20 protein-coding genes are annotated in these 17,259 nt (G+C 60.5%); 9 read left to right on the forward strand and 11 right to left on the reverse strand.

Features of this window, described 5'->3' with window-relative positions; translation table 11 throughout:
* Positions 1 to 4 precede the first annotated feature (4 nt).
* Positions 5 to 469, forward strand: a complete 465-nt coding sequence (locus tag CLM58_RS02765) for an RNA pyrophosphohydrolase (protein ID WP_373286812.1) — start codon at positions 5 to 7, stop codon at positions 467 to 469.
* Here CLM58_RS02765 and CLM58_RS02770 read toward each other — a convergent pair.
* From CLM58_RS02770 to mutY, 3 genes are read right to left on the reverse strand one after another with little or no spacing between them, the layout of a single operon-like run.
* Positions 439 to 1,344, reverse strand: a complete 906-nt coding sequence (locus tag CLM58_RS02770) for a glycosyltransferase (protein WP_095594368.1) — start codon at positions 1,342 to 1,344, stop codon at positions 439 to 441. The genes CLM58_RS02765 and CLM58_RS02770 overlap by 31 nt on opposite strands.
* A gap of 36 nt (positions 1,345 to 1,380) precedes the next feature.
* Entirely contained in the window at positions 1,381 to 2,505 is a 1,125-nt protein-coding gene (locus CLM58_RS02775; RefSeq protein ID WP_095594369.1) for an alkane 1-monooxygenase, read from the reverse strand.
* Between the two features lie 3 nt (positions 2,506 to 2,508).
* Positions 2,509 to 3,561: an A/G-specific adenine glycosylase gene (gene mutY / locus CLM58_RS02780; protein ID WP_095594370.1), complete on the reverse strand. Its 1,053-nt coding sequence runs from the start codon at positions 3,559 to 3,561 to the stop codon at positions 2,509 to 2,511.
* A gap of 83 nt (positions 3,562 to 3,644) precedes the next feature.
* Here mutY and CLM58_RS02785 point away from each other — a divergent pair, with 83 nt between their 5' ends.
* Both CLM58_RS02785 and CLM58_RS02790 read left to right on the forward strand, forming a co-directional pair.
* The gene (locus tag CLM58_RS02785) at positions 3,645 to 4,166 is read left to right on the forward strand and encodes a DUF721 domain-containing protein (RefSeq protein WP_095594808.1); all 522 of its coding nucleotides are present in this window, start codon (positions 3,645 to 3,647) and stop codon (positions 4,164 to 4,166) included.
* Between the two features lie 11 nt (positions 4,167 to 4,177).
* The gene (locus CLM58_RS02790) at positions 4,178 to 4,786 is read left to right on the forward strand and encodes a thioredoxin domain-containing protein (RefSeq protein WP_095594371.1); all 609 of its coding nucleotides are present in this window, start codon (positions 4,178 to 4,180) and stop codon (positions 4,784 to 4,786) included.
* Between the two features lie 129 nt (positions 4,787 to 4,915).
* On the opposite strand, the gene CLM58_RS02795 is transcribed toward CLM58_RS02790, so the two are convergent.
* Positions 4,916 to 5,551 (reverse strand): cation transporter, encoded by a 636-nt coding sequence (locus CLM58_RS02795; RefSeq protein WP_095594372.1) that lies wholly within the window; start codon positions 5,549 to 5,551, stop codon positions 4,916 to 4,918.
* A gap of 163 nt (positions 5,552 to 5,714) precedes the next feature.
* Between CLM58_RS02795 and CLM58_RS02800 the strand changes: the two genes are divergently transcribed.
* The 4 genes from CLM58_RS02800 to CLM58_RS02815 all read left to right on the forward strand — a co-directional run bounded on the left by CLM58_RS02800 (position 5,715) and on the right by CLM58_RS02815 (position 8,994).
* Positions 5,715 to 6,140: a hypothetical protein gene (locus tag CLM58_RS02800; RefSeq protein ID WP_095594373.1), complete on the forward strand. Its 426-nt coding sequence runs from the start codon at positions 5,715 to 5,717 to the stop codon at positions 6,138 to 6,140.
* 342 nt (positions 6,141 to 6,482) lie between these two features.
* Positions 6,483 to 7,562: a tartrate dehydrogenase gene (locus tag CLM58_RS02805; protein WP_095594374.1), complete on the forward strand. Its 1,080-nt coding sequence runs from the start codon at positions 6,483 to 6,485 to the stop codon at positions 7,560 to 7,562.
* Positions 7,563 to 8,453 (forward strand): alpha/beta fold hydrolase, encoded by an 891-nt coding sequence (locus tag CLM58_RS02810; RefSeq protein ID WP_095594375.1) that lies wholly within the window; start codon positions 7,563 to 7,565, stop codon positions 8,451 to 8,453.
* A 106-nt stretch (positions 8,454 to 8,559) separates the two neighbouring features.
* Entirely contained in the window at positions 8,560 to 8,994 is a 435-nt protein-coding gene (locus CLM58_RS02815; RefSeq protein ID WP_158221836.1) for a lipocalin-like domain-containing protein, read from the forward strand.
* Between the two features lie 126 nt (positions 8,995 to 9,120).
* On the opposite strand, the gene lpxK is transcribed toward CLM58_RS02815, so the two are convergent.
* From lpxK to CLM58_RS02845, 6 genes are all read right to left on the reverse strand, one after another.
* The gene (gene lpxK, locus CLM58_RS02820; protein ID WP_095594377.1) at positions 9,121 to 10,125 is read right to left on the reverse strand and encodes a tetraacyldisaccharide 4'-kinase; all 1,005 of its coding nucleotides are present in this window, start codon (positions 10,123 to 10,125) and stop codon (positions 9,121 to 9,123) included.
* Positions 10,125 to 11,303: a 3-deoxy-D-manno-octulosonic acid transferase gene (locus tag CLM58_RS02825; protein WP_158221837.1), complete on the reverse strand. Its 1,179-nt coding sequence runs from the start codon at positions 11,301 to 11,303 to the stop codon at positions 10,125 to 10,127. Before CLM58_RS02825 ends, lpxK begins: the two co-directional genes overlap by 1 nt.
* 62 nt (positions 11,304 to 11,365) lie before the next feature.
* Positions 11,366 to 11,608: a DUF4170 domain-containing protein gene (locus tag CLM58_RS02830; protein ID WP_095594379.1), complete on the reverse strand. Its 243-nt coding sequence runs from the start codon at positions 11,606 to 11,608 to the stop codon at positions 11,366 to 11,368.
* A gap of 69 nt (positions 11,609 to 11,677) precedes the next feature.
* Positions 11,678 to 12,448: a 3'(2'),5'-bisphosphate nucleotidase CysQ gene (locus CLM58_RS02835; RefSeq protein ID WP_095594380.1), complete on the reverse strand. Its 771-nt coding sequence runs from the start codon at positions 12,446 to 12,448 to the stop codon at positions 11,678 to 11,680.
* Positions 12,435 to 13,781, reverse strand: a complete 1,347-nt coding sequence (locus tag CLM58_RS02840) for a TldD/PmbA family protein (protein WP_095594381.1) — start codon at positions 13,779 to 13,781, stop codon at positions 12,435 to 12,437. The genes CLM58_RS02835 and CLM58_RS02840 overlap by 14 nt, the downstream gene beginning before the upstream one ends.
* A 94-nt stretch (positions 13,782 to 13,875) precedes the next feature.
* The gene (locus CLM58_RS02845) at positions 13,876 to 15,381 is read right to left on the reverse strand and encodes a DUF2125 domain-containing protein (RefSeq protein WP_095594382.1); all 1,506 of its coding nucleotides are present in this window, start codon (positions 15,379 to 15,381) and stop codon (positions 13,876 to 13,878) included.
* Positions 15,382 to 15,510: 129 nt separating this feature from the next.
* Here CLM58_RS02845 and CLM58_RS02850 point away from each other — a divergent pair, with 129 nt between their 5' ends.
* Both CLM58_RS02850 and CLM58_RS02855 read left to right on the forward strand, forming a co-directional pair.
* On the forward strand, positions 15,511 to 16,266 hold the full coding sequence (locus tag CLM58_RS02850) for an SDR family oxidoreductase (protein ID WP_095594383.1): 756 nt from the start codon (positions 15,511 to 15,513) through the stop codon (positions 16,264 to 16,266).
* Positions 16,263 to 16,892, forward strand: a complete 630-nt coding sequence (locus CLM58_RS02855) for an enoyl-CoA hydratase/isomerase family protein (protein ID WP_095594384.1) — start codon at positions 16,263 to 16,265, stop codon at positions 16,890 to 16,892. The genes CLM58_RS02850 and CLM58_RS02855 overlap by 4 nt, the downstream gene beginning before the upstream one ends.
* Here CLM58_RS02855 and CLM58_RS02860 read toward each other — a convergent pair.
* Complete coding sequence (locus CLM58_RS02860) at positions 16,889 to 17,254, reverse strand: SpoIIAA family protein (protein WP_095594385.1); 366 nt, start codon at positions 17,252 to 17,254, stop codon at positions 16,889 to 16,891. The two genes, CLM58_RS02855 and CLM58_RS02860, sit on opposite strands and share 4 nt — an antisense overlap.
* Positions 17,255 to 17,259 lie beyond the last annotated feature (5 nt).

A 17,259-nucleotide genomic window follows, 5' to 3' on the forward strand; every position in this document is an offset into this window, starting at 1 on the left:
GGCGATCAATCCTGAAAGCCTGCCCTACCGCCCTTGTGTGGGGGTGATGCTGGTGAATGCCGACGGGGATGTCTTCGTCGGCCAACGCCGCGATTCCGAGGTCGCCGCATGGCAGATGCCCCAAGGCGGGATCGATGACGGCGAAGAGGCAGAGGCCGCCGCCCTGCGCGAGTTGTGGGAAGAAACCGGCGTCACGGCCGATCTGGTCACGATCGAGGGCAAGACCGGCGACTGGGTCTATTACAACCTGCCGCCAGAGCTGTTGGGTAAGGTTTGGAAGGGCAAGTATCGGGGGCAAAAGCAGATCTGGTACCGGCTGCGCTTCACCGGCACAGACGACCAGATCAATATTCAGACAGACCACCCGGAGTTTTCCGAATGGTGCTGGCTGCCCGCCGATCAGCTGGTCGCCAATATCGTGCCCTTCAAGCGCGAGGTTTACGAGACGGTCGTCAAGGAACTGACCTGATCCGCTAGCGGCGTCTTGTGCTGCGTCCGACGAGGGTTGCTGGCGAAGCCCTGCGCCCCACGCATCACCTGTTTCAGATGCTGAAAACAGGGGCTGTCCAGCTCGTACCAGATCTCTTCCAAGGCGCGTTGGTTGATCTGGTGCCAGCTTCGGTGCTCTCCTCGCAGGACCATGCCGACGCGTTGTCCGAACGCGCGAAATCCGTGGTTCAGGCCCAATGCGTTGTTTTCGTGCTGGCGGTACAGAAGCGTTGGGTGAGTGTCGTACAGGATGTCGCCCCCCACCCCCGTCACCAGCAAGTTCAGCCACCAGTCGTGAAAGGGCACCGCCCGCGGCCCGGCCCGGCGTGCAAGGTCAACGGTCTGGGGCGGCAGCATCATCGTCGCGCCGCACAGCCGGTTGCGTTGTAGCGCGGCGCGAAACCCAAGCGGGCCAACCGGACGCTGTGTGATCTTGATCGGCATCAGGTTCGGGTCGACCGGTCGATAGCCACTGGCATAGAGCGTTGGCCGCCCGTGCCCATGCCGGGCCAGCATCTGCACCCCGCGTTTCAGTTTTGCGGGCAGCCACACATCGTCCTGATCCGACAGGGCAACGATCCCCTTGGGAATGTCGCTTCGGCAGATCAGTGACAGATAGTTCGCGCCGATCCCCTGTCTGGGTCCCCGGAACAGGCGCACGATGCGGGATGGATGCGCCGCCCGAAACTCGCGCAAAATCTTCAGCGTTGCGTCATCCGACCCGTCATCGCTGACCCACAGCGACCAGTCCTCATGGGACTGGGCCAGAAAGCTGTTCAGCTGAGAGGGCAGAAACCGTGCGCCGTTGCGGGTGCACATCAGGATCGTAACATGGGACTTCGAGTCGTGGGTCATGTCCCCAGACTGGGGCAAAATTGGTTACCAACTCGTTCAGCGCGGCAGAGGGTTGGTCCCAGCTTTGTAAGGACCCCAGTCCTCGATCTCGGGGTAATATTGCCGCCGCCACGCCCGGACGCGCGGGTTCATCACCCGCCGCCACAGGGGCGGAACCATCGCGGCCATTGTCATCAGCGGATAGCCATAAGGCAGCAAAGGCGCCTCGTCCGTGTCATAGGTCTGCAAGACGGGGAAGCGACGGTCAGGCTTATAGTGGTGATCCGAATGGCGCTGCAGGTTGATCAAAAGCCAGTTAGAGGCCTGCTGCGCCGCATTCCAGCTGTGACGGGGTTTCACGTGCTCGTATTTCCCGTCGCCCAGATGTTTGCGGGTCAACCCGTAGTGTTCGATGTAGTTCACCAGTTCCAACTGCCATACGGCGACGAAGGCCTGAAACAGGAATAGCCCCAGACCCATCCAACCGCCCAGCCCGATGGCCAAAGCGACCATTCCGGCCTGCAAGGTCCAATAGCGCCAGAAGGGGTTGGCGCGGTTCCACCACGGCAGGCTTTTTCGCGCCAAGAGCGCAGCCTCGGCCCGGAAGGCAGAGCGCAGACATCCCAGCAAGACACGTGGGAAGAACCGGTGGAACCCCTCGTTATACAATGCGGTGACCGGGTCGCGTGGGGTGCCGACATAAAGGTGATGGACCCGCAGATGCTCGGACCGGAAATGGCTGTACAGCACCGAGGCCAGCAGCAGGTCGCCCAGCCACCGTTCCCCGCGGTTCTTCTGATGCATCAGCTCGTGGCTGTAGTTGATCCCGATCGTGCCAGAGATCACGCCGACGCCGAAGAACAGGCCCCAGGCCTCTCCGGTGCTAAGACGGTCGCTGTGGGTGACCCACCAGATCAGCCCGAATTGGGTGATGAATTGTAGTGGGAACCAGATCAGCGTAACCGCGCGATACCAAAACAGCTGGGGTTCGGGTGTTTCAGGGTCGGCATTGCCTTCGTAAAGACCGGTGACGAAGTCCAAAACGGTGAACAAGCCCCACGTGCAGATGGGCAGCATCCAGATCCAGAATCCGCCATTCGCACCCCCGGCCCATGCAAGGGGCACCGTCAAAATCGACAGCCAGAAGGGCAAAGTAGCAGGAAGGTCGGCCCGGTAGGGCATGGGTCAGTCCTTGGTCAACGGGTCCCGCGCCAGATCGAAAGCCTTGCGCATCACGGTCGGCAGGTTGGCGGGACGGAATTCGGTTTGCGAAAGGAATGTGCCACGTTCGGGCGCAGCCGTCATCGGCAAGGTGGCCAGACGTAACGTCAAACGCAGGTGGAAATGCGTGAAGGTATGGCGAACCTCGGCGTTTGGGTCATGCCAGTCGGCCTCAATCGGCGGCGCCGGGAGGGGATCGGCCTCGGTCCAGTCGCTGCCCGGCCATCCCAGCATGCCGCCCAGCAGGCCCTTGTCGGGGCGTTGTTCCAGAAGCCACGCGCCGTCTTCCCGGCGGGCGACATAGGCAATGCCGTGGCGGATGGGTTTGGGTTTCTTTGGGGTCTTCTTTGGCAGTTCTGCGGCCGTCCGGTTGACCCGGGCAATGCAAGCCGCCGACCATGGGCAAATCCCGCAGGCCGGGTTGCGAGGCGTGCAGATCGTGGCGCCAAGGTCCATCACGGCCTGCGCATAATCCCCGGGCCGCAAATCCGGCGTCAGACCGGCGGCTTTCTCTGTGAGTTCGGGCTTGGCTGCAGGCAAGGGTGTGTGAATGTCGTAAAGTCGCGCCATAACCCGCTCGACATTGCCATCGACCACAGTCTCGGCCCGGTCAAAGGCGATGGCCGCAATGGCCGAGGCCGTATAGGGACCGATTCCCGGCAGTTTCAGCAAGTCCTCGCGCTGATCTGGGAAACGCCCGCCATGTGCGTCCCGCACAACCCGCGCACATTTCAGCAGGTTCCGCGCCCGGGCATAATAGCCCAGACCGGCCCATTCCCCCATTACGGCCTGATCCTCGGCATCGGCCAGATTAGAGACCGTGGGCCAAAGCGTCGTAAACCGCTCAAAGTAAGATTTTACAGCCGCAACAGTGGTTTGCTGCAACATGACCTCGGACAGCCACACGCGATAGGGGTCGGGATCGACCTCGGCCCCGGGCGGCACCCGCCACGGCAGGTTCCGCGCATGACGGTCATACCAGTGCAGTAAATCAGCGGATTGTGGCTTCTCACGCATTCTTTATCTTTATCTATTCCCACTGGCCTTTTTACCAATCGGTCGCCAAGCTAAGTTAGGTGGAAGAAAAGGAAAAGACAGGTTTGAGCAAACCCGAACAGCAGAACTCGCCGCCCAAACGGCGCAAGCGCGGCTTCGAGCGCGCCGCTGGCCTGTTGTCGGATCGTATCCGGCAAGCCGGGGAAACCCGCGGCTTTGCCCTGTCTCGCCTTCTGACCCACTGGGAAGAGATCGTCGGCCCGGAAACTGCAGACCACGCCCGCCCCGTCAAAGTCAGCTACAGCCGCGAAGGCTTTGGCGCGACACTGACCCTGCTGACCCCCGGTGCCATGGGCCCAATGCTGGAGATGCAGAAGGAACAGATCCGCGACAAGGTGAATGCCTGCTATGGCTATGCCGCGATCTCGCGCGTACGGTTCACCCAGACCGCCGCCATGGGCTTTGCCGAGGACAAGCCCGGGTTCAAATCCGCCCCCAAACGGCGCGAACCCACTCAGGCCGAACAAGAACACGCGACCAAGCTGGCAAGCTCGGTCCAGGACGACACCCTCCGTCAGGCGTTAGAGCGTCTGGGGGGCCATGTATTAACCCGCTCTAAGTCTTAAGGAGAGCACATATGATCAATCGCCGTACCTTTCTGGCAAGCACCGCCGCCACCGCAGGCGTCGCTGGTATGCCCCTGACCGCATGGGCCGAAGAGGGCCACGAGATCAAAGACATGTTCCTGGGCGACGAAAACGCCCCGCTTACTGTGATCGAATACGCCTCTTACACCTGCCCGCACTGCGCCAATTTCCACAAGAATGTCTTCAAGGACGTCAAGAAGAACTACATCGACACCGGTAAGGTGAAGTTCATCATCCGCGAGGTCTATTTCGACCGTTACGGCCTGTGGGCCAGCATCGTCGCCCGCTGCGGTGGCGAGTCGCGCTTCTTCGGCATCAACGACATGCTGTATGAAAAGCAGAAGGAATGGGTCAGCGGCGCCACCCCAATGGATGTTGTTGCAAACCTGCGCACGATTGGCCTGACCGCCGGCCTGACCAACGAAGAGCTGGACGCCTGCCTTGCCGACCAAGAGGGCGCCAAGGCCCTGCACGAGTGGTACAAAGCCAATGCCGAGCGTGACAAGATCGAAGGCACCCCGACCTTCCGCATCAACGGCGATACCCATGGCAACATGAACTACGCCGATTTTGCCAAGACGCTGGACGGGTACCTCTAAGGGCGACTGCCCTAGCATTCGAACTTTGGATGACGGGCCTTCGGGCCCGTTGTTTTTTGGCGGCACTCGTCCAGATGGTTCGTTGCCTGAACCAATACCTGCTACCGTGCTGTAGCGAACGCCTGCTAGTCAGTTAGCTTCATGTTCCTGCGCATTTCCCATCCGCCGCTCTTCCAATGCTTGGCGGATGATCTGGAAGGACGACGACAGGAACAGGCTCGCCATTATCCCGGCAACAATGAGATCAGGCCATCCCGATGCCGTGCCCCAAACGCCCAAAGCGGCGATCATGACGGCGACATTGCCAATCGCATCGTTCCGAGAGCAGAGCCAGACCGAGCGCACATTTGCATCCCCGTCCTTGTATTTCATCAGAAGCAAGACGCTTGTGACGTTCGTCGCCAAAGCCAGTGCGCCAATGATGCCCATGATCTCGGCTTCGGGTACGCCGACATAGAAAACGCGGTAGACGGTAGAGCCGAAAACCCATGCGCCCATCAAGAAAAGGCTGATACCCTTCGCCAGTGCTGCGTTTGTCCGAGCGCGGATCGAAGCGCCGATAACGGCAAGCGAGATACCGTAGGTCAGCGCGTCCCCAAGGAAATCAAGCGCATCTGCCTGAAGCGCCTGAGATTTGGCCACGTGGCCCGCCGTCATCTCGACCAAAAACATGGTGGCGTTCAGGGCAATGACGATCCACAGCCGCCGCTTGTACTCGGCCGACATTCCGTCGAACTTCGCGTCATTTCCGCAGCATCCTGCCATCTCAAGACCTCTTCAGTTTCATCTTGAGTACAATCTCGTGTCTGTAGTGGCCAGAGTTCATAGCCAATCCCCCTTTTCCATCGCCGGGCCTTCTTAGCGCACTCTGGTTCGAAACTATCAAATCTGGAATAATGTGTGGCCTTAGGACAAGAGGGTACGAACCATGGATCGCGAGCTCATTCATCAAGCGCCAAATCTTGTTGACGTCACCTACCGCCCGGAATTGGCGGCTGTGTATCTAAAGTGGTTCAATGAATATGATGAGGGTACGCGTGTAAGGGAGGCTGTTCTGGCCGCTCTAAACTGGGTCCGTACCAACAACGTCAAGCACTGGGTTGCGGATGTTTCGACTTCTCAACGCGGGTTATCTGACACCGACTATCAATGGGTCAGCGGAGATGAGTTTCGATCAGAAATCATTAACTCAACGTTGCGAAAATTTGTTCTGTTGCCACCTTTGCCTGAGACGGGACAAGACGTTGCATGGGTGACCGATTGGGAGGCGAACACACTTGCAAAATTCGGGGAACGCATTCGCGCGAAAGTCTGTCATAGCATGGACGAGGTAGAAGCGTTTCTGAACTCCTGACACGAACGGTTGAGAGCGCTCTTTTGTCTGCTGACGGACTCCGCAGGGCGCGGGATCGGTCAAATATCTTTTATTTCTAAGCCATTAACTTGCTAACCAGCCGTGCGCGGTGGCTACGACCTTCGATATAAATTCGCGGAAAGTTTGCAAATGGCCGATTGTAGCCCGCAGCTAAAGACTCTGTGCGGTTTAAAATGGACCGACTTAGCACAAGGGCGCTTTTCCATTTAGTTCTTCGGTCCAACCGCGTAACACTTGAGGTCCACGAAAGATTTGCGCCGTGCTTCTGATGCCTGACCTCAACACTGGCGTGCTCAGAGCGCGAACATAAGGACAAAGCCAATGCCAAAGAACAGCTGGAAAATTGCCGTCATCCCCGGTGACGGGATCGGGAAAGAAACCACCCCGGAAGGCGTTCGCGTTCTAGAGGCTGCGTCGAAACGGTTCGATCTTGGCTTTGATTTTGTCGATCACGATTTTTCCTCTGCTGATTACTACCAAAAGCACGGGCAAATGATGCCTGATGACTGGAAGGAGCAGCTTAGCGGAAGTGATGCCCTGTTTTTCGGGGCCGTTGGTTGGCCCGAGGTTGTGCCTGATCACATCTCGCTTTGGGGATCGCTGATCCAGTTTCGCCGGGAATACGATCAATACGTAAGCCTGCGCCCTGCGCGCGCCATGCCCGGCGTTCCGCTGCCACTGGCGGGTCGCGCTCCGGGTGACATCGACATGATGATTGTGCGCGAGAATACCGAGGGCGAATATTCGTCCATCGGCGGCAAGATGTTCCCCGGCACCGATCGAGAGATCGTCATGCAGGAAACCGTCATGAGCCGGGTCGGCGTCGACCGCATCTTGAAATATGCATTCGATCTGGCCGCAAAACGGGGCAAGCATCTGACATCGGCGACCAAATCCAACGGCATTTCGATCACGATGCCCTATTGGGACGAGCGGGTCGCAGAGATGGCGACGAAATATCCCGACATTAAGGTCGACAAATACCATATCGATATTCTGACGGCGCAGTTCGTCCTGCACCCGGACTGGTTCGATGTTGTTGTGGCGTCCAACCTGTTTGGCGACATCCTGTCTGATCTTGGCCCCGCCTGCACCGGCACAATCGGGATCGCACCTTCAGGAAACATCAACCCGGAAGGCAAGTTCCCCTCGCTGTTCGAGCCGGTCCATGGGTCCGCGCCGGATATCGCCGGAAAAGGCATCGCCAATCCGGTCGGGCAGATTTGGGCAGCGGCCATGATGCTAGAACATCTGGGCGCTCAAGAGGCCAGCACCTCGATTGTCTCTGCGATTGAAAAAGTCTTGTCAGAAGAGGCCTTGCGCACGCCTGACCTTGGCGGAGCGGCCGACACCAAAACCTGTGGCGCTGCCATCGCGGACGCCGTGCTGGACGGGGTGTAAGTGGCCGCCTCTGCCTTTCTGAAGGGCTTTGAGGTCCAAAAGGTCCAGTTGCCCGATCTTGACATCAACTATGCCAGTGCGGGAACAGGGCCGCCGGTCTTGCTGTTGCACGGTCATCCGCAAACCCATGTTGTCTGGCGCAAGGTTGCCCCGCGCCTTGTAGGGGCGGGCTATCAGGTGATCGCGCCCGACCTCAGGGGGTATGGTGACAGTGACAAGCCTGATAGCGATCCGTCGCACTACCCCTATTCCAAAAGGGTGATGGCGGCCGACCAGATCGCCTTGATGAACCACTTGGGCCACGAAACGTTTTCGGTTGTTGGTCATGATCGCGGGGGGCGCGTCGCGCATCGCCTTGCGCTTGATTTCCCGGATGCGGTCGAACGGCTGGTCGTCCTAGATATCGCTCCGACGCTGACAATGTATTCGCTCACCAATCAGGAGTTTGCCACGCGCTATTTCTGGTGGTTTTTCTTGATACAGCCAGATGGGCTGCCCGAGAAAATGATCGCCTCGGACCCGGAATATTTCCTGCGCAGACATATCTCGGGCCAAGTGAAGATCGAAGGGTCTGTGGATGAGGCCGCGATCGCCGAATACCTGCGCAGCTACAGTGATCCGGCCACGCTCCATGCGATTTGCGAAGACTACCGCGCCTCCGCAAGCATTGATCTAAAGCACGACCGGGAAGCCCAGACCAATCGCATCAAGGCGCCGCTGTTGGCCATATGGGGCGAGCAAAGCGTCGTCGGAGAGCTTTATGACGTCAAGGCGACTTGGCAGGAAAAAGCAAACCACGTCTCGGGTGTCGGCCTGCCATGTGGGCATGCGATCCCCGAAGAAGCACCAGAAGAATTAGCCAAGCATATCCTTGGATTTCTAGCGGGCTGAACCTGCTCTGGGCAGTGCCGAATTCGGTTTTCAGCCGCTGGTGATCTATTGTGGACGAAGGGCCTGTCACGTTTTTGGGCCAAGTTCGCAAATGAAAGGCTGCAAAATGGCTGTACATACTCCGCTGACGGGAACATGGGCGCTGGTGGCTTGGTATAATGAGAGACCGGACGGAAAACGGCTTTATCCACTGGGGGAATACGCCACGGGCTACATAAGTTATTCGCCCGACGGGTTTGTCTTCGTGCACCTCAGTGCGGCTAAACGGACGCCTTATGCTGTGAACGATCCTTTCGGGGGGACCGCGGACGAGGACGCCGCTGCCATCAAGTCACAGATCACTTACGCCGGGCCTTTCGAATATTTTGGCGACCACGTGATCCACCGCGTCACCCATTCATCCTGCCCGAATTGGGTTGGGACAGAGCAACGCCGCAACGTCGAGTTCCGGGGCGACGGCCTAAGGCTAAGTGCGTCAGGGGCGCTTTTTCAAGGAGAGCAAGTTACGGCGATCGTGGACTGGCAACGGGCAGCGCGATAACAGGCCGCGTTCTCGACAAACCAGACCCGCATGGTTCTCAGGCCCCCGGACTTCCGGCGCCACCCAAATCGTATGTACGGTTTCTGTACAGGTTTTGTACGCATTCCATACGTCGATTTCAGGGCCTCAGGTCTTGGTGGGCAGCCCGATCCGGTCCAGCGCCTGATCCAGAGGGTCGGGGTTGGAAATGTCTAGTCGGACGGGCAGGGTCAGCACTTTCATCCGAAAGGCATCGGGCAGGCGGACGGCGTCTTTTTCCGTGGTAACCAGTTGTGCGCCAAGGGTTTTCGCATCGTTCGACAGGCGCTGCATCAGGGCGGGTGTCAGGGGTTGGTGGTCCGACAGGGCCTCGGCGTGCAGCACCTCGGCGCCGATCAGGCGAAGGGTGGCAAAGAACTTCTCTGGGTGGCCGATGCCAGCAAAGGCCAGAACCCGCTGACCTTCCCATGGCATCCCCGTAAATAGCGGTTTTAATTGACCTTTCAGGTGGGGCAATGCGATCTGCGAGCCCCATGTTTCGGCAAAGCGGTCCTGCGCATCGTCTGGCCCGATCGACAGAACCAGATCGCCGCGCGCCATGCCGGCTGCGACGGGCTCTCGCAGGGGGCCAGCGGGCAGGCAGCGGCCATTGCCAAAACCCTTGGCCGCATCCACCACGATCAGTGAAAGGTCCTTGTGAACCAAGGGGTTCTGGAACCCGTCGTCCATCAGGATGACGTCGGCACCGGCCTCTACGGCCTTCACAGCCCCGGCGGCGCGGTCCTTGGCGACCCAGACCGGTGCAAAAGCAGCCAGCAGCAAGGGTTCGTCACCAACCTCGGCCGCCGTATGGCTGCGCGGGTCGACTTGGATTGGGCCTTCAACACTGCCGCCATAGCCACGCGACAGGAACTGCGGGTTGTAGCCCTGCGCGATCAATCGTTCGGCCAGCGAGATGGCAGTGGGCGTCTTGCCGGTGCCGCCTGCATTCAGGTTGCCGATGCAAATCACGGGGACCGACAGCTTCAGCGGCGTCCCCTTGGCAAGCCGCCGCGCCGTTGCCCGCGCATAAAGCGCCCCCAATGGGGCCAGCGCCAGCGCACGCGGGTCGATAGAGGACGGCGATTTGTACCAGAACCGGGGCGGCTGCATCACGATGCCTTCCTTTTGGCGACCTCTGCCAGGATCACGTCAGAGATCAGCGCCGTCGCCTCGGCGCTTTTGGTGGCGAGATCCCAAGCGGCATGGGCCATCTGCGCCACTTTGTCAGCTGCCTGAAGCTCGATCAATACGCGCGATAGCTGGTCGACGTCGCGCACCACCCGCGCGGCACCGGCCCGATCCAACTCTTGGTAGTCGGACGCAAAGGTGCCAAAGCGGGGACCGTGCAGGATGGCGGCGCCAAGGGACGCGGGGACAAACGGGTCGCTGGACCCACCGACGCCGCGCAGGGTCTGGCCGATAAAGGTCAGGGGGACGATCCGCGCCCAAAGGGCGTCCTCTGCCGGAACATCGGCGATGACGATCTGGGTCTCGGACTGGATTTTCTGACCTGTCGAGCGCTGAACGACCTGCCGACCCTGTGCTCGGGCTTTTTCGGTCATCGCGGCGGCTCGCTCGGGCGAGGATTGCTGGACAACCAGAAGGCTGCGGTGTGCCTTTTGCGCAGTGCGCTCATAGGCGGTCAGGATGATGTCTTCTTCTTCCTCGCTCAGATCAGATGCCAGCCAACTTGGGCGGCCAGCCAGTTGCGCGGCCAAGGCCTGACTGGCGGTGGTATCGACCGGGTCGGGGGCCGGACGGTTGGGCAGACAACCGGTGACAAGGCTTCGCCCCGAGGGCAGTCCCGCCAGATGCAGGGTATGCGCCTGCGCGTCCGTCGCTGTCAGAACGGTGGACACCTGCCGCAGCAACCCACGCAGCACAAGGCGGCTGGCATCGCCAAACCCGTGATCGCCCGGTTGTTCGGTCGGCGCGTAGATCAGGACGCAGGCCCCAGAGGCGCGCAGCTTCAGCAACAGGCCGGGGTCGGCCAGCTCGGCGAAGATCAGCGCGATCGGCGGTTCCCAGTCGCGCAGGAAATTGCGCATGGCCTGAGCGCCATCAAGGGGCGCATCGAGGCGCAGCAGGTCTGGGGGTGCATCTTCGGCCACAAACCCATCAGGGTGGGTCAGCAGAACCGGCAGTTCGGGGTTGCCGTTGATCAGATCCGCAGCGACGTCTTGCGCTGGAATTGCCCCGGCCTTTGGTGCGTGGATCCAGACCAGAACCTCTTCCGGGGACAGGATGGTCTGACGCTCTTGCAGGGCAGGAGCGTCGGGGCCGCGCACCAGTCGGGCGCGCAGCTGAGACAGTCGCAGCGCAAGGCTGGACAGAATGCGGGTTAGAAGGCTCAGCCGAGTTCCTCGGTCGAGCTGGCTGCGGCTTCTTCGTCCCGCAGGCGGTGCAGATGCGCAATGAAATAGCGCATATGGGCGTTGTCGACGGTGCGCTGAGCTTCGGCCTTCCACGCATCATAGGCGGATTGATAGTTCGGGAAGATGCCGACGATGTGAATATCGTCCACGTCTTTGAAGACAGACTTGGTCGGGTCGACCAGTTCGCCGCCGAAGACCAGGTGCAGTCGTTGGGCCATTTTTTAACTCCTCGCGGGTGGCGCGTTTCGCGGCGGACCCTAGACCAAGGGGCGGGCCGGGGAAAGGGGTCAGGCCAGCCGTTTGATGGTTTCGGCGTGAAGCGCCCCCGCCGTGGCGACGATGCCTTGAGATTGGGCAACTGGCGAATTGAAAGTCAGGTCCGCCCCGGTTTTGTCGGTGGCGGCCCCGCCAGCTTCGGCGACAATCACCGCCCCGGCGGCGATGTCCCAATGCCACGTGTCGCGCAGGGTCAGCATCGCGTCAAAGCGACCCTCGGCCACAAGGCACAAACGGTAGGCCAGAGAGGTGCGGAAATGGCGTTGGACGTTCGGCATGTCACGCCAGTGATGCGCCTGAAACGTGGGTTTAGCGGCCAGAATGTCGGCCCCGTCCAGCGCGACCCGGTCCGAGGTCTGGATAGCTGCTCCGTTCAGCGCGGCGCCAGCCCCAATCGCGCCCGTGTAAAGCTTGTCGAGCGCAGGTAGGTAAACGACCCCGGCGATGGCGCGCCCGTTCTGGACAAGGCCGATAGAGGTCGCAAAGGTTGGTTCCCCATTCAGAAACGCGCGGGTCCCGTCGATCGGATCCACGACGAACACCGTATCGGCCTGCAGACGTGCAAGGTCGTCCTCGGTTTCTTCGGACAGCCAGCCATAGTTCGGACGGGCATCGGTCAGTATTTCACGCAGGGCGCGGTCCACGGCGATATCGGCCTCGGATACGGGGCCTTGGCCATCGGATTTCTCCCAGACTTCCGGAGAGTTCCCCCAAAAATGGGTGGCAATGCGCCCGGCCTCTTTCGCAGCCTCGATCAGAAGGGGCAGGTCACTTTCCGGCAAGGGTCAGACCTTCGACCAGAAGCGAGGGGATCGGGCGCGACAGGTGCATCCGCGCGTCATTTCCGGGGATCAGCGTCTTCAGCATGTCGCGCAGGTTGCCCGCGATGGTGCATTCGTTGACGGCATGGGTGATCTCGCCGTTTTCAACCCAGAAGCCAGCGGCGCCCCGGGAATAGTCGCCGGTATTCGGGTTGATCGTCGCCCCGATCATCGAGGTCACCAGAAGGCCCGTGCCCATCTCGGCGATCAACTCGTCGCGCGTCTTGTCGCCAAGCGTCAGGCTAAGGCTGCCCGCGCTGGGCGAGGGCGGGGCGGTGGTGCCGCGTGCTGCATGCGCGTTGCTGGTCAGGCCAAGCTGGCGGGCCGTGGCCAGATCCAGCACCCAGTTCTTCAGAATACCGTCTTCGACAAATGTTACTTCGCGGGTCGCCAGCCCTTCACCGTCGAAGGGTTTTGATCCCGCGATCCGTGCCCGATGCGGGGATGATGTCAGCGACATGCCTTTGGGCAGTACCTGCTCTCCCATCGCGTCCAGCAGCCACGATGATCCCCGCGCGACCGACACGCCATTGATGGCCGAGGTCAGATGCGCAATCAGCGAGGTCGAGATACGTTCATCAAACAGCACCGGATAAGCGCCGGTGGCCGGTTGCCGCGCATTAGCGCGGGCCAGGGCGCGTTCGGCGGCCTGCTGGCCGATCGATTCCGGCGACGGCAGATCGTTCTGATAGATGCGGGCCTCGCCGGCGAAGTCACGCTCCATATTCGCGCCGGTGCCGGTGATGGCAGAGCAAGAGATGCCCCGATCCGTCCGGGCGTAGCCGCCGGAAAACCCGTTGCTGGTCGCCAGATGGATTTGCTGGTGGCTATAGCCAGCGCTTGCGCCTTCGACCTGCGAAATCCCATCAACAGCAAGGGCCGCGGCCTCGACCCGTTGGGCGTCATCCTGCAGGGCCGCGGGCGAGGGTTCGTCTGACGGGTCCGCCAGTTCCAGCGCCGCGACATCCCAGTCGCTTGCCAGTTGGTCAGGCTCGGCCAGACCGATATAGGGATCCTCGGGCGCTTCTTTCGCCATGGCCACGGCGCGTTCGGCCATCGCCTGCATCGTGGCAAGGCTGGTGTCAGAGGCCGACACGCAGGCCTGACGTTTGCCGATCAGCACCCGAAGACCCAGATCAATCCCCTCTGACCGCTCTGCCTGTTCCAGCGCCCCGCCGCGCACGTCGATGGAAATCGCAGTGCCCTGTACGGCCAGCACATCGGCGGCCTCGGCACCTGCGCGTTTGGCGGTTTCCAACAGGGTTTGGGTAAGCGTGTCTAGCGATTGCGTCATAAAGGGGCCCTTCAATGCGTCCCAATGGACCTAGGTCAACAAAACGCCCCGCGCAAGGTGGCGCGGGGCGTGAAGCATTCAAACTGAGGCAGGATCAGCGCAGACGCTGGCCGTTGGCAAGAACCTGACCATCTTTGGTGACCTGAATTTCAGACACCAGTTCGTCCGCACCCGCACCCGGACGCGCGAACATGCCCAGCATCATGCGGACACCCATGACCTGATCCTGTGGTACGAAGCCCAGCTTGACCAGATTGTCCATCACGGCGTTTGCGCCTTGCAAGTTCAGCGAGACCGACCCGCTTGGCGCAGGCATGCCCGGGAAGGTCGTGGTGTCGGAATTGTCGAAGGTAAAGCTGCCGTTGCCGGTGAGGTTTGCTCCGATAAGCGACAGAACCAGTTCGTTGATATCCAGCGCTTCGATCTCGGCGGGCTGACCACCGGTGGCTTCGACAAGCTCGGCGGCTTCGGGATCAAAGAGATCAAACAGCCAGCGCAGTTTGCCGGTTGTGTCGATCACCAGCGTCGCCGGATCGCGCGGCAGAACGGCGGTGGGGTCGAACATGCCCCAGATCTGTTCGCTGACGGTCAGGCCGACCAGTTCCAGCTTCATCGCGAAATCGCCTGCCTCTTCGGCGCCGACGGGGATCTGGAAGCGACCACCGACTTTCTCGAACGCGACGTCGATCTGCGGGAAGGGAATCTGCATGCCCGAGATTTGCATGGTTACATCCGAGGCCGCTCCACCATAGTCGATGGTCTGTTCGTTCAGCTCTAGATCCAGCGCACCGTTGGACGCGCCCATGACGACGGTGCCCGCCTCGGTCGGGCTTTCGATATCCATGTTTAATTCATAGCTGTCGTAGGCATAGCTGCCCTTAATATTCAGACCTGCCTTCAGCATTGCGGTGAAATCGGCCGGATCCATGGTCGATGGGATAGCAAAGACCGCTTCCGAGGTCAGGTTCTGGATCGAACCCGACAAGTTCACACCCTCGCCATCCTCAATAACGGTGACCGCATAGGTGGTCTCTTCGATGTTGGTCTCGGAGAGGCCGTTGACCATGTCGCTGTCGGTCATCTCGTATTTGCCGTCCAGCCCGGACATTGTCACAGAGCCGTTCAGCTCTGCCTCTTCGCCTTCCACATCGAAATCGACGAATTCCATCGTCAGCATGTCAGCCGAAAAGTCATAAGCGGTTTTGTCGCCCTCGGCAGAGGCGATGGTTTTCATCCCTTCCTGCGTCACGACAATCGTCATCGAGACGGATTCACCCTCTTCCGGGTCGACGTCCATCTTATAGGTGATCTGGGGGCCGGTTTCGATCAGGACCGTGCCGTCGCCTTGTTCTGTGAAGATCAGGTCACCGATGGTGGCTTTGATGTCGGCCTCCGGAACGGTCATCGCCATCTCGACATTCGAGACGGTCAGAACGCCGCCGCTCATGCTTTCGTCACCCGTTACACGCTGGCCGTATCGTGCGCCGAAATCCTGGAAACTCTGCCAGGCTTCCTGGGCCGAAATGTCGGCAAATGCGGCCGACCCGGACAACAGCGCGATAGCAGCCGAGCTTGTGAAAAGGGTTTTTGGATTGGTCATGAGGAACCTTCATAAATTCTAAATCTGGGTCAAAGCATCCCTGTCCGGGTCAAGATGGTCAAGGGTGGTTTCCGGTGTTAAGCATGTTTTCGCAGCCGGTTATTATTGGTGCGTAAGGGGGACGAAATTATGACAGACCTAACAGGAAAAGTAGCCCTGATCACGGGCGCAAGCCGGGGGATCGGTGCCGCCGCCGCCCGCACTTTTGCAGAGGCTGGCGCGAAGGTGGCGCTTTTGGCGCGCTCGCGAGAGTCGATCATCGAGCTGGCCGGAGAGCTGGGCGATGCGGCGCTGGCCATTCCCTGCGACGTCAGCCGCTACTGGGAAGTCGAGGCCGCCGTTCAGGCGACGCTGGATACCTTTGGTCGCTTGGATATCGTGATCAACAACGCAGGCGTTGTCGAACCCATCGGGCGGCTAGAGGACATTGACCCCGAAGGCTGGGCCCATGTCATCGACATCAACCTGAAGGGTGTTTTCAACTGCGTCCGCGCGGCCCTGCCAGTGATGCGCGCCGAAGGGGGCGGGACGTTTCTGGGCGTCAGCTCTGGCGCGGCGCATGGGCCGGTCGAAGGTTGGAGCCACTATTGCTCTTCGAAAGCCGGGGCCGCGATGCTGACCCGCTGCATCGACAAGGAAGAGCGTGAAAACGGGATCCGCGCGATAGGCCTGTCCCCGGGCACCGTCGCGACCCAGATGCAGAAAGAAATCAAGGCCAGTGGCATCAACCCGGTCAGCCAGTTGGAATGGTCTGATCACATCCCGCCCGAATGGCCCGCGAAGGCGCTGTTGTGGATGTGTGGTGCCGAGGCGGACGAGTTTCTGGGGCAGGAAATCTCTTTGCGTGACCCCGACATTCGCAGCCGTGTGGGAGTAACCTCATGATCCGCTTGGACAAGGCCGACAACATCTGGACCGTCACCATCGACCGTCCGGACAAGGCGAACTCTTTGACCAAGGCGATGCTCACCGAATTGGCGGTGATCGCAGAAGAGGCTCAGCAAGCCGAGATTGCCGCCCTGATCCTGACCGGCGAGGGCAAGGTCTTCAGCGCCGGGGCCGATCTGGACGAGGCGCGCGCCGGTCTGGCCACCGATGACGTGTGGGAGCGTCTTTCGGGTGCCATCGCCCGCCTTGACGGAACCCTGACAATCGCCGCGCTGAACGGGACGCTGGCGGGTGGGGCCTTTGGCATGGCGCTGGCCTGCGATCTGCGTATCGCGGTGCCCGAGGCCAAGTTTTTCTATCCGGTGATGAAGCTGGGGTTCCTGCCGCAGCCATCTGATCCAGCGCGGATGCGGGCCCTGATCGGGCCGGCGCGCGCCAAGATGGTGCTTTTGGCGGGTCAGAAACTGACTGCGGACGAGGCGCTTTCCTATGGTCTTGTCGACCGTCTGGTCCCCAAAGACGAGCTGGCAGAGTGCGTACAGAACCTGTGCACAGACTGTGCAGCCGGTCAGCCGCATATCCGCCGCGGGATCAAGGCGCTTTGCGCAGCCGAACTGACCTAAACAGCATTCGCCAGCCAGATCTGCGCGGCTTCGACCTCATCCAGATTGAAGGTCTTCATCTTGATCGGGGTCATGGCCCCAGCGGCCTTGGCCATGGGGCTCATCCACGGAATGTCGGACACGACAGCGCAGTGGGTGATGTGCGGGATGGCTTTGAAGTCGAAGATCATACCGTCCCACATGATCGAGGGGTCGAACCCGTCGAAGGATTCGACGATCTCCAGTAGGCGTATCTTGTCGTGCCTTTCCATGAAGGCTTCGAACTTGGGCAGAATCTCATCAAAATCCTGCCGTGTGACCGATCCTCTGACGATCAATGCGATCATCTTGTTGGGGTGGTCCTCGGTATAGCTGACTGACATTTTGC

This window comes from Actibacterium pelagium, from assembly GCF_002285415.1.
GTDB classification, from domain to species: Bacteria; Pseudomonadota; Alphaproteobacteria; order Rhodobacterales; family Rhodobacteraceae; genus Actibacterium_B; species Actibacterium_B pelagium.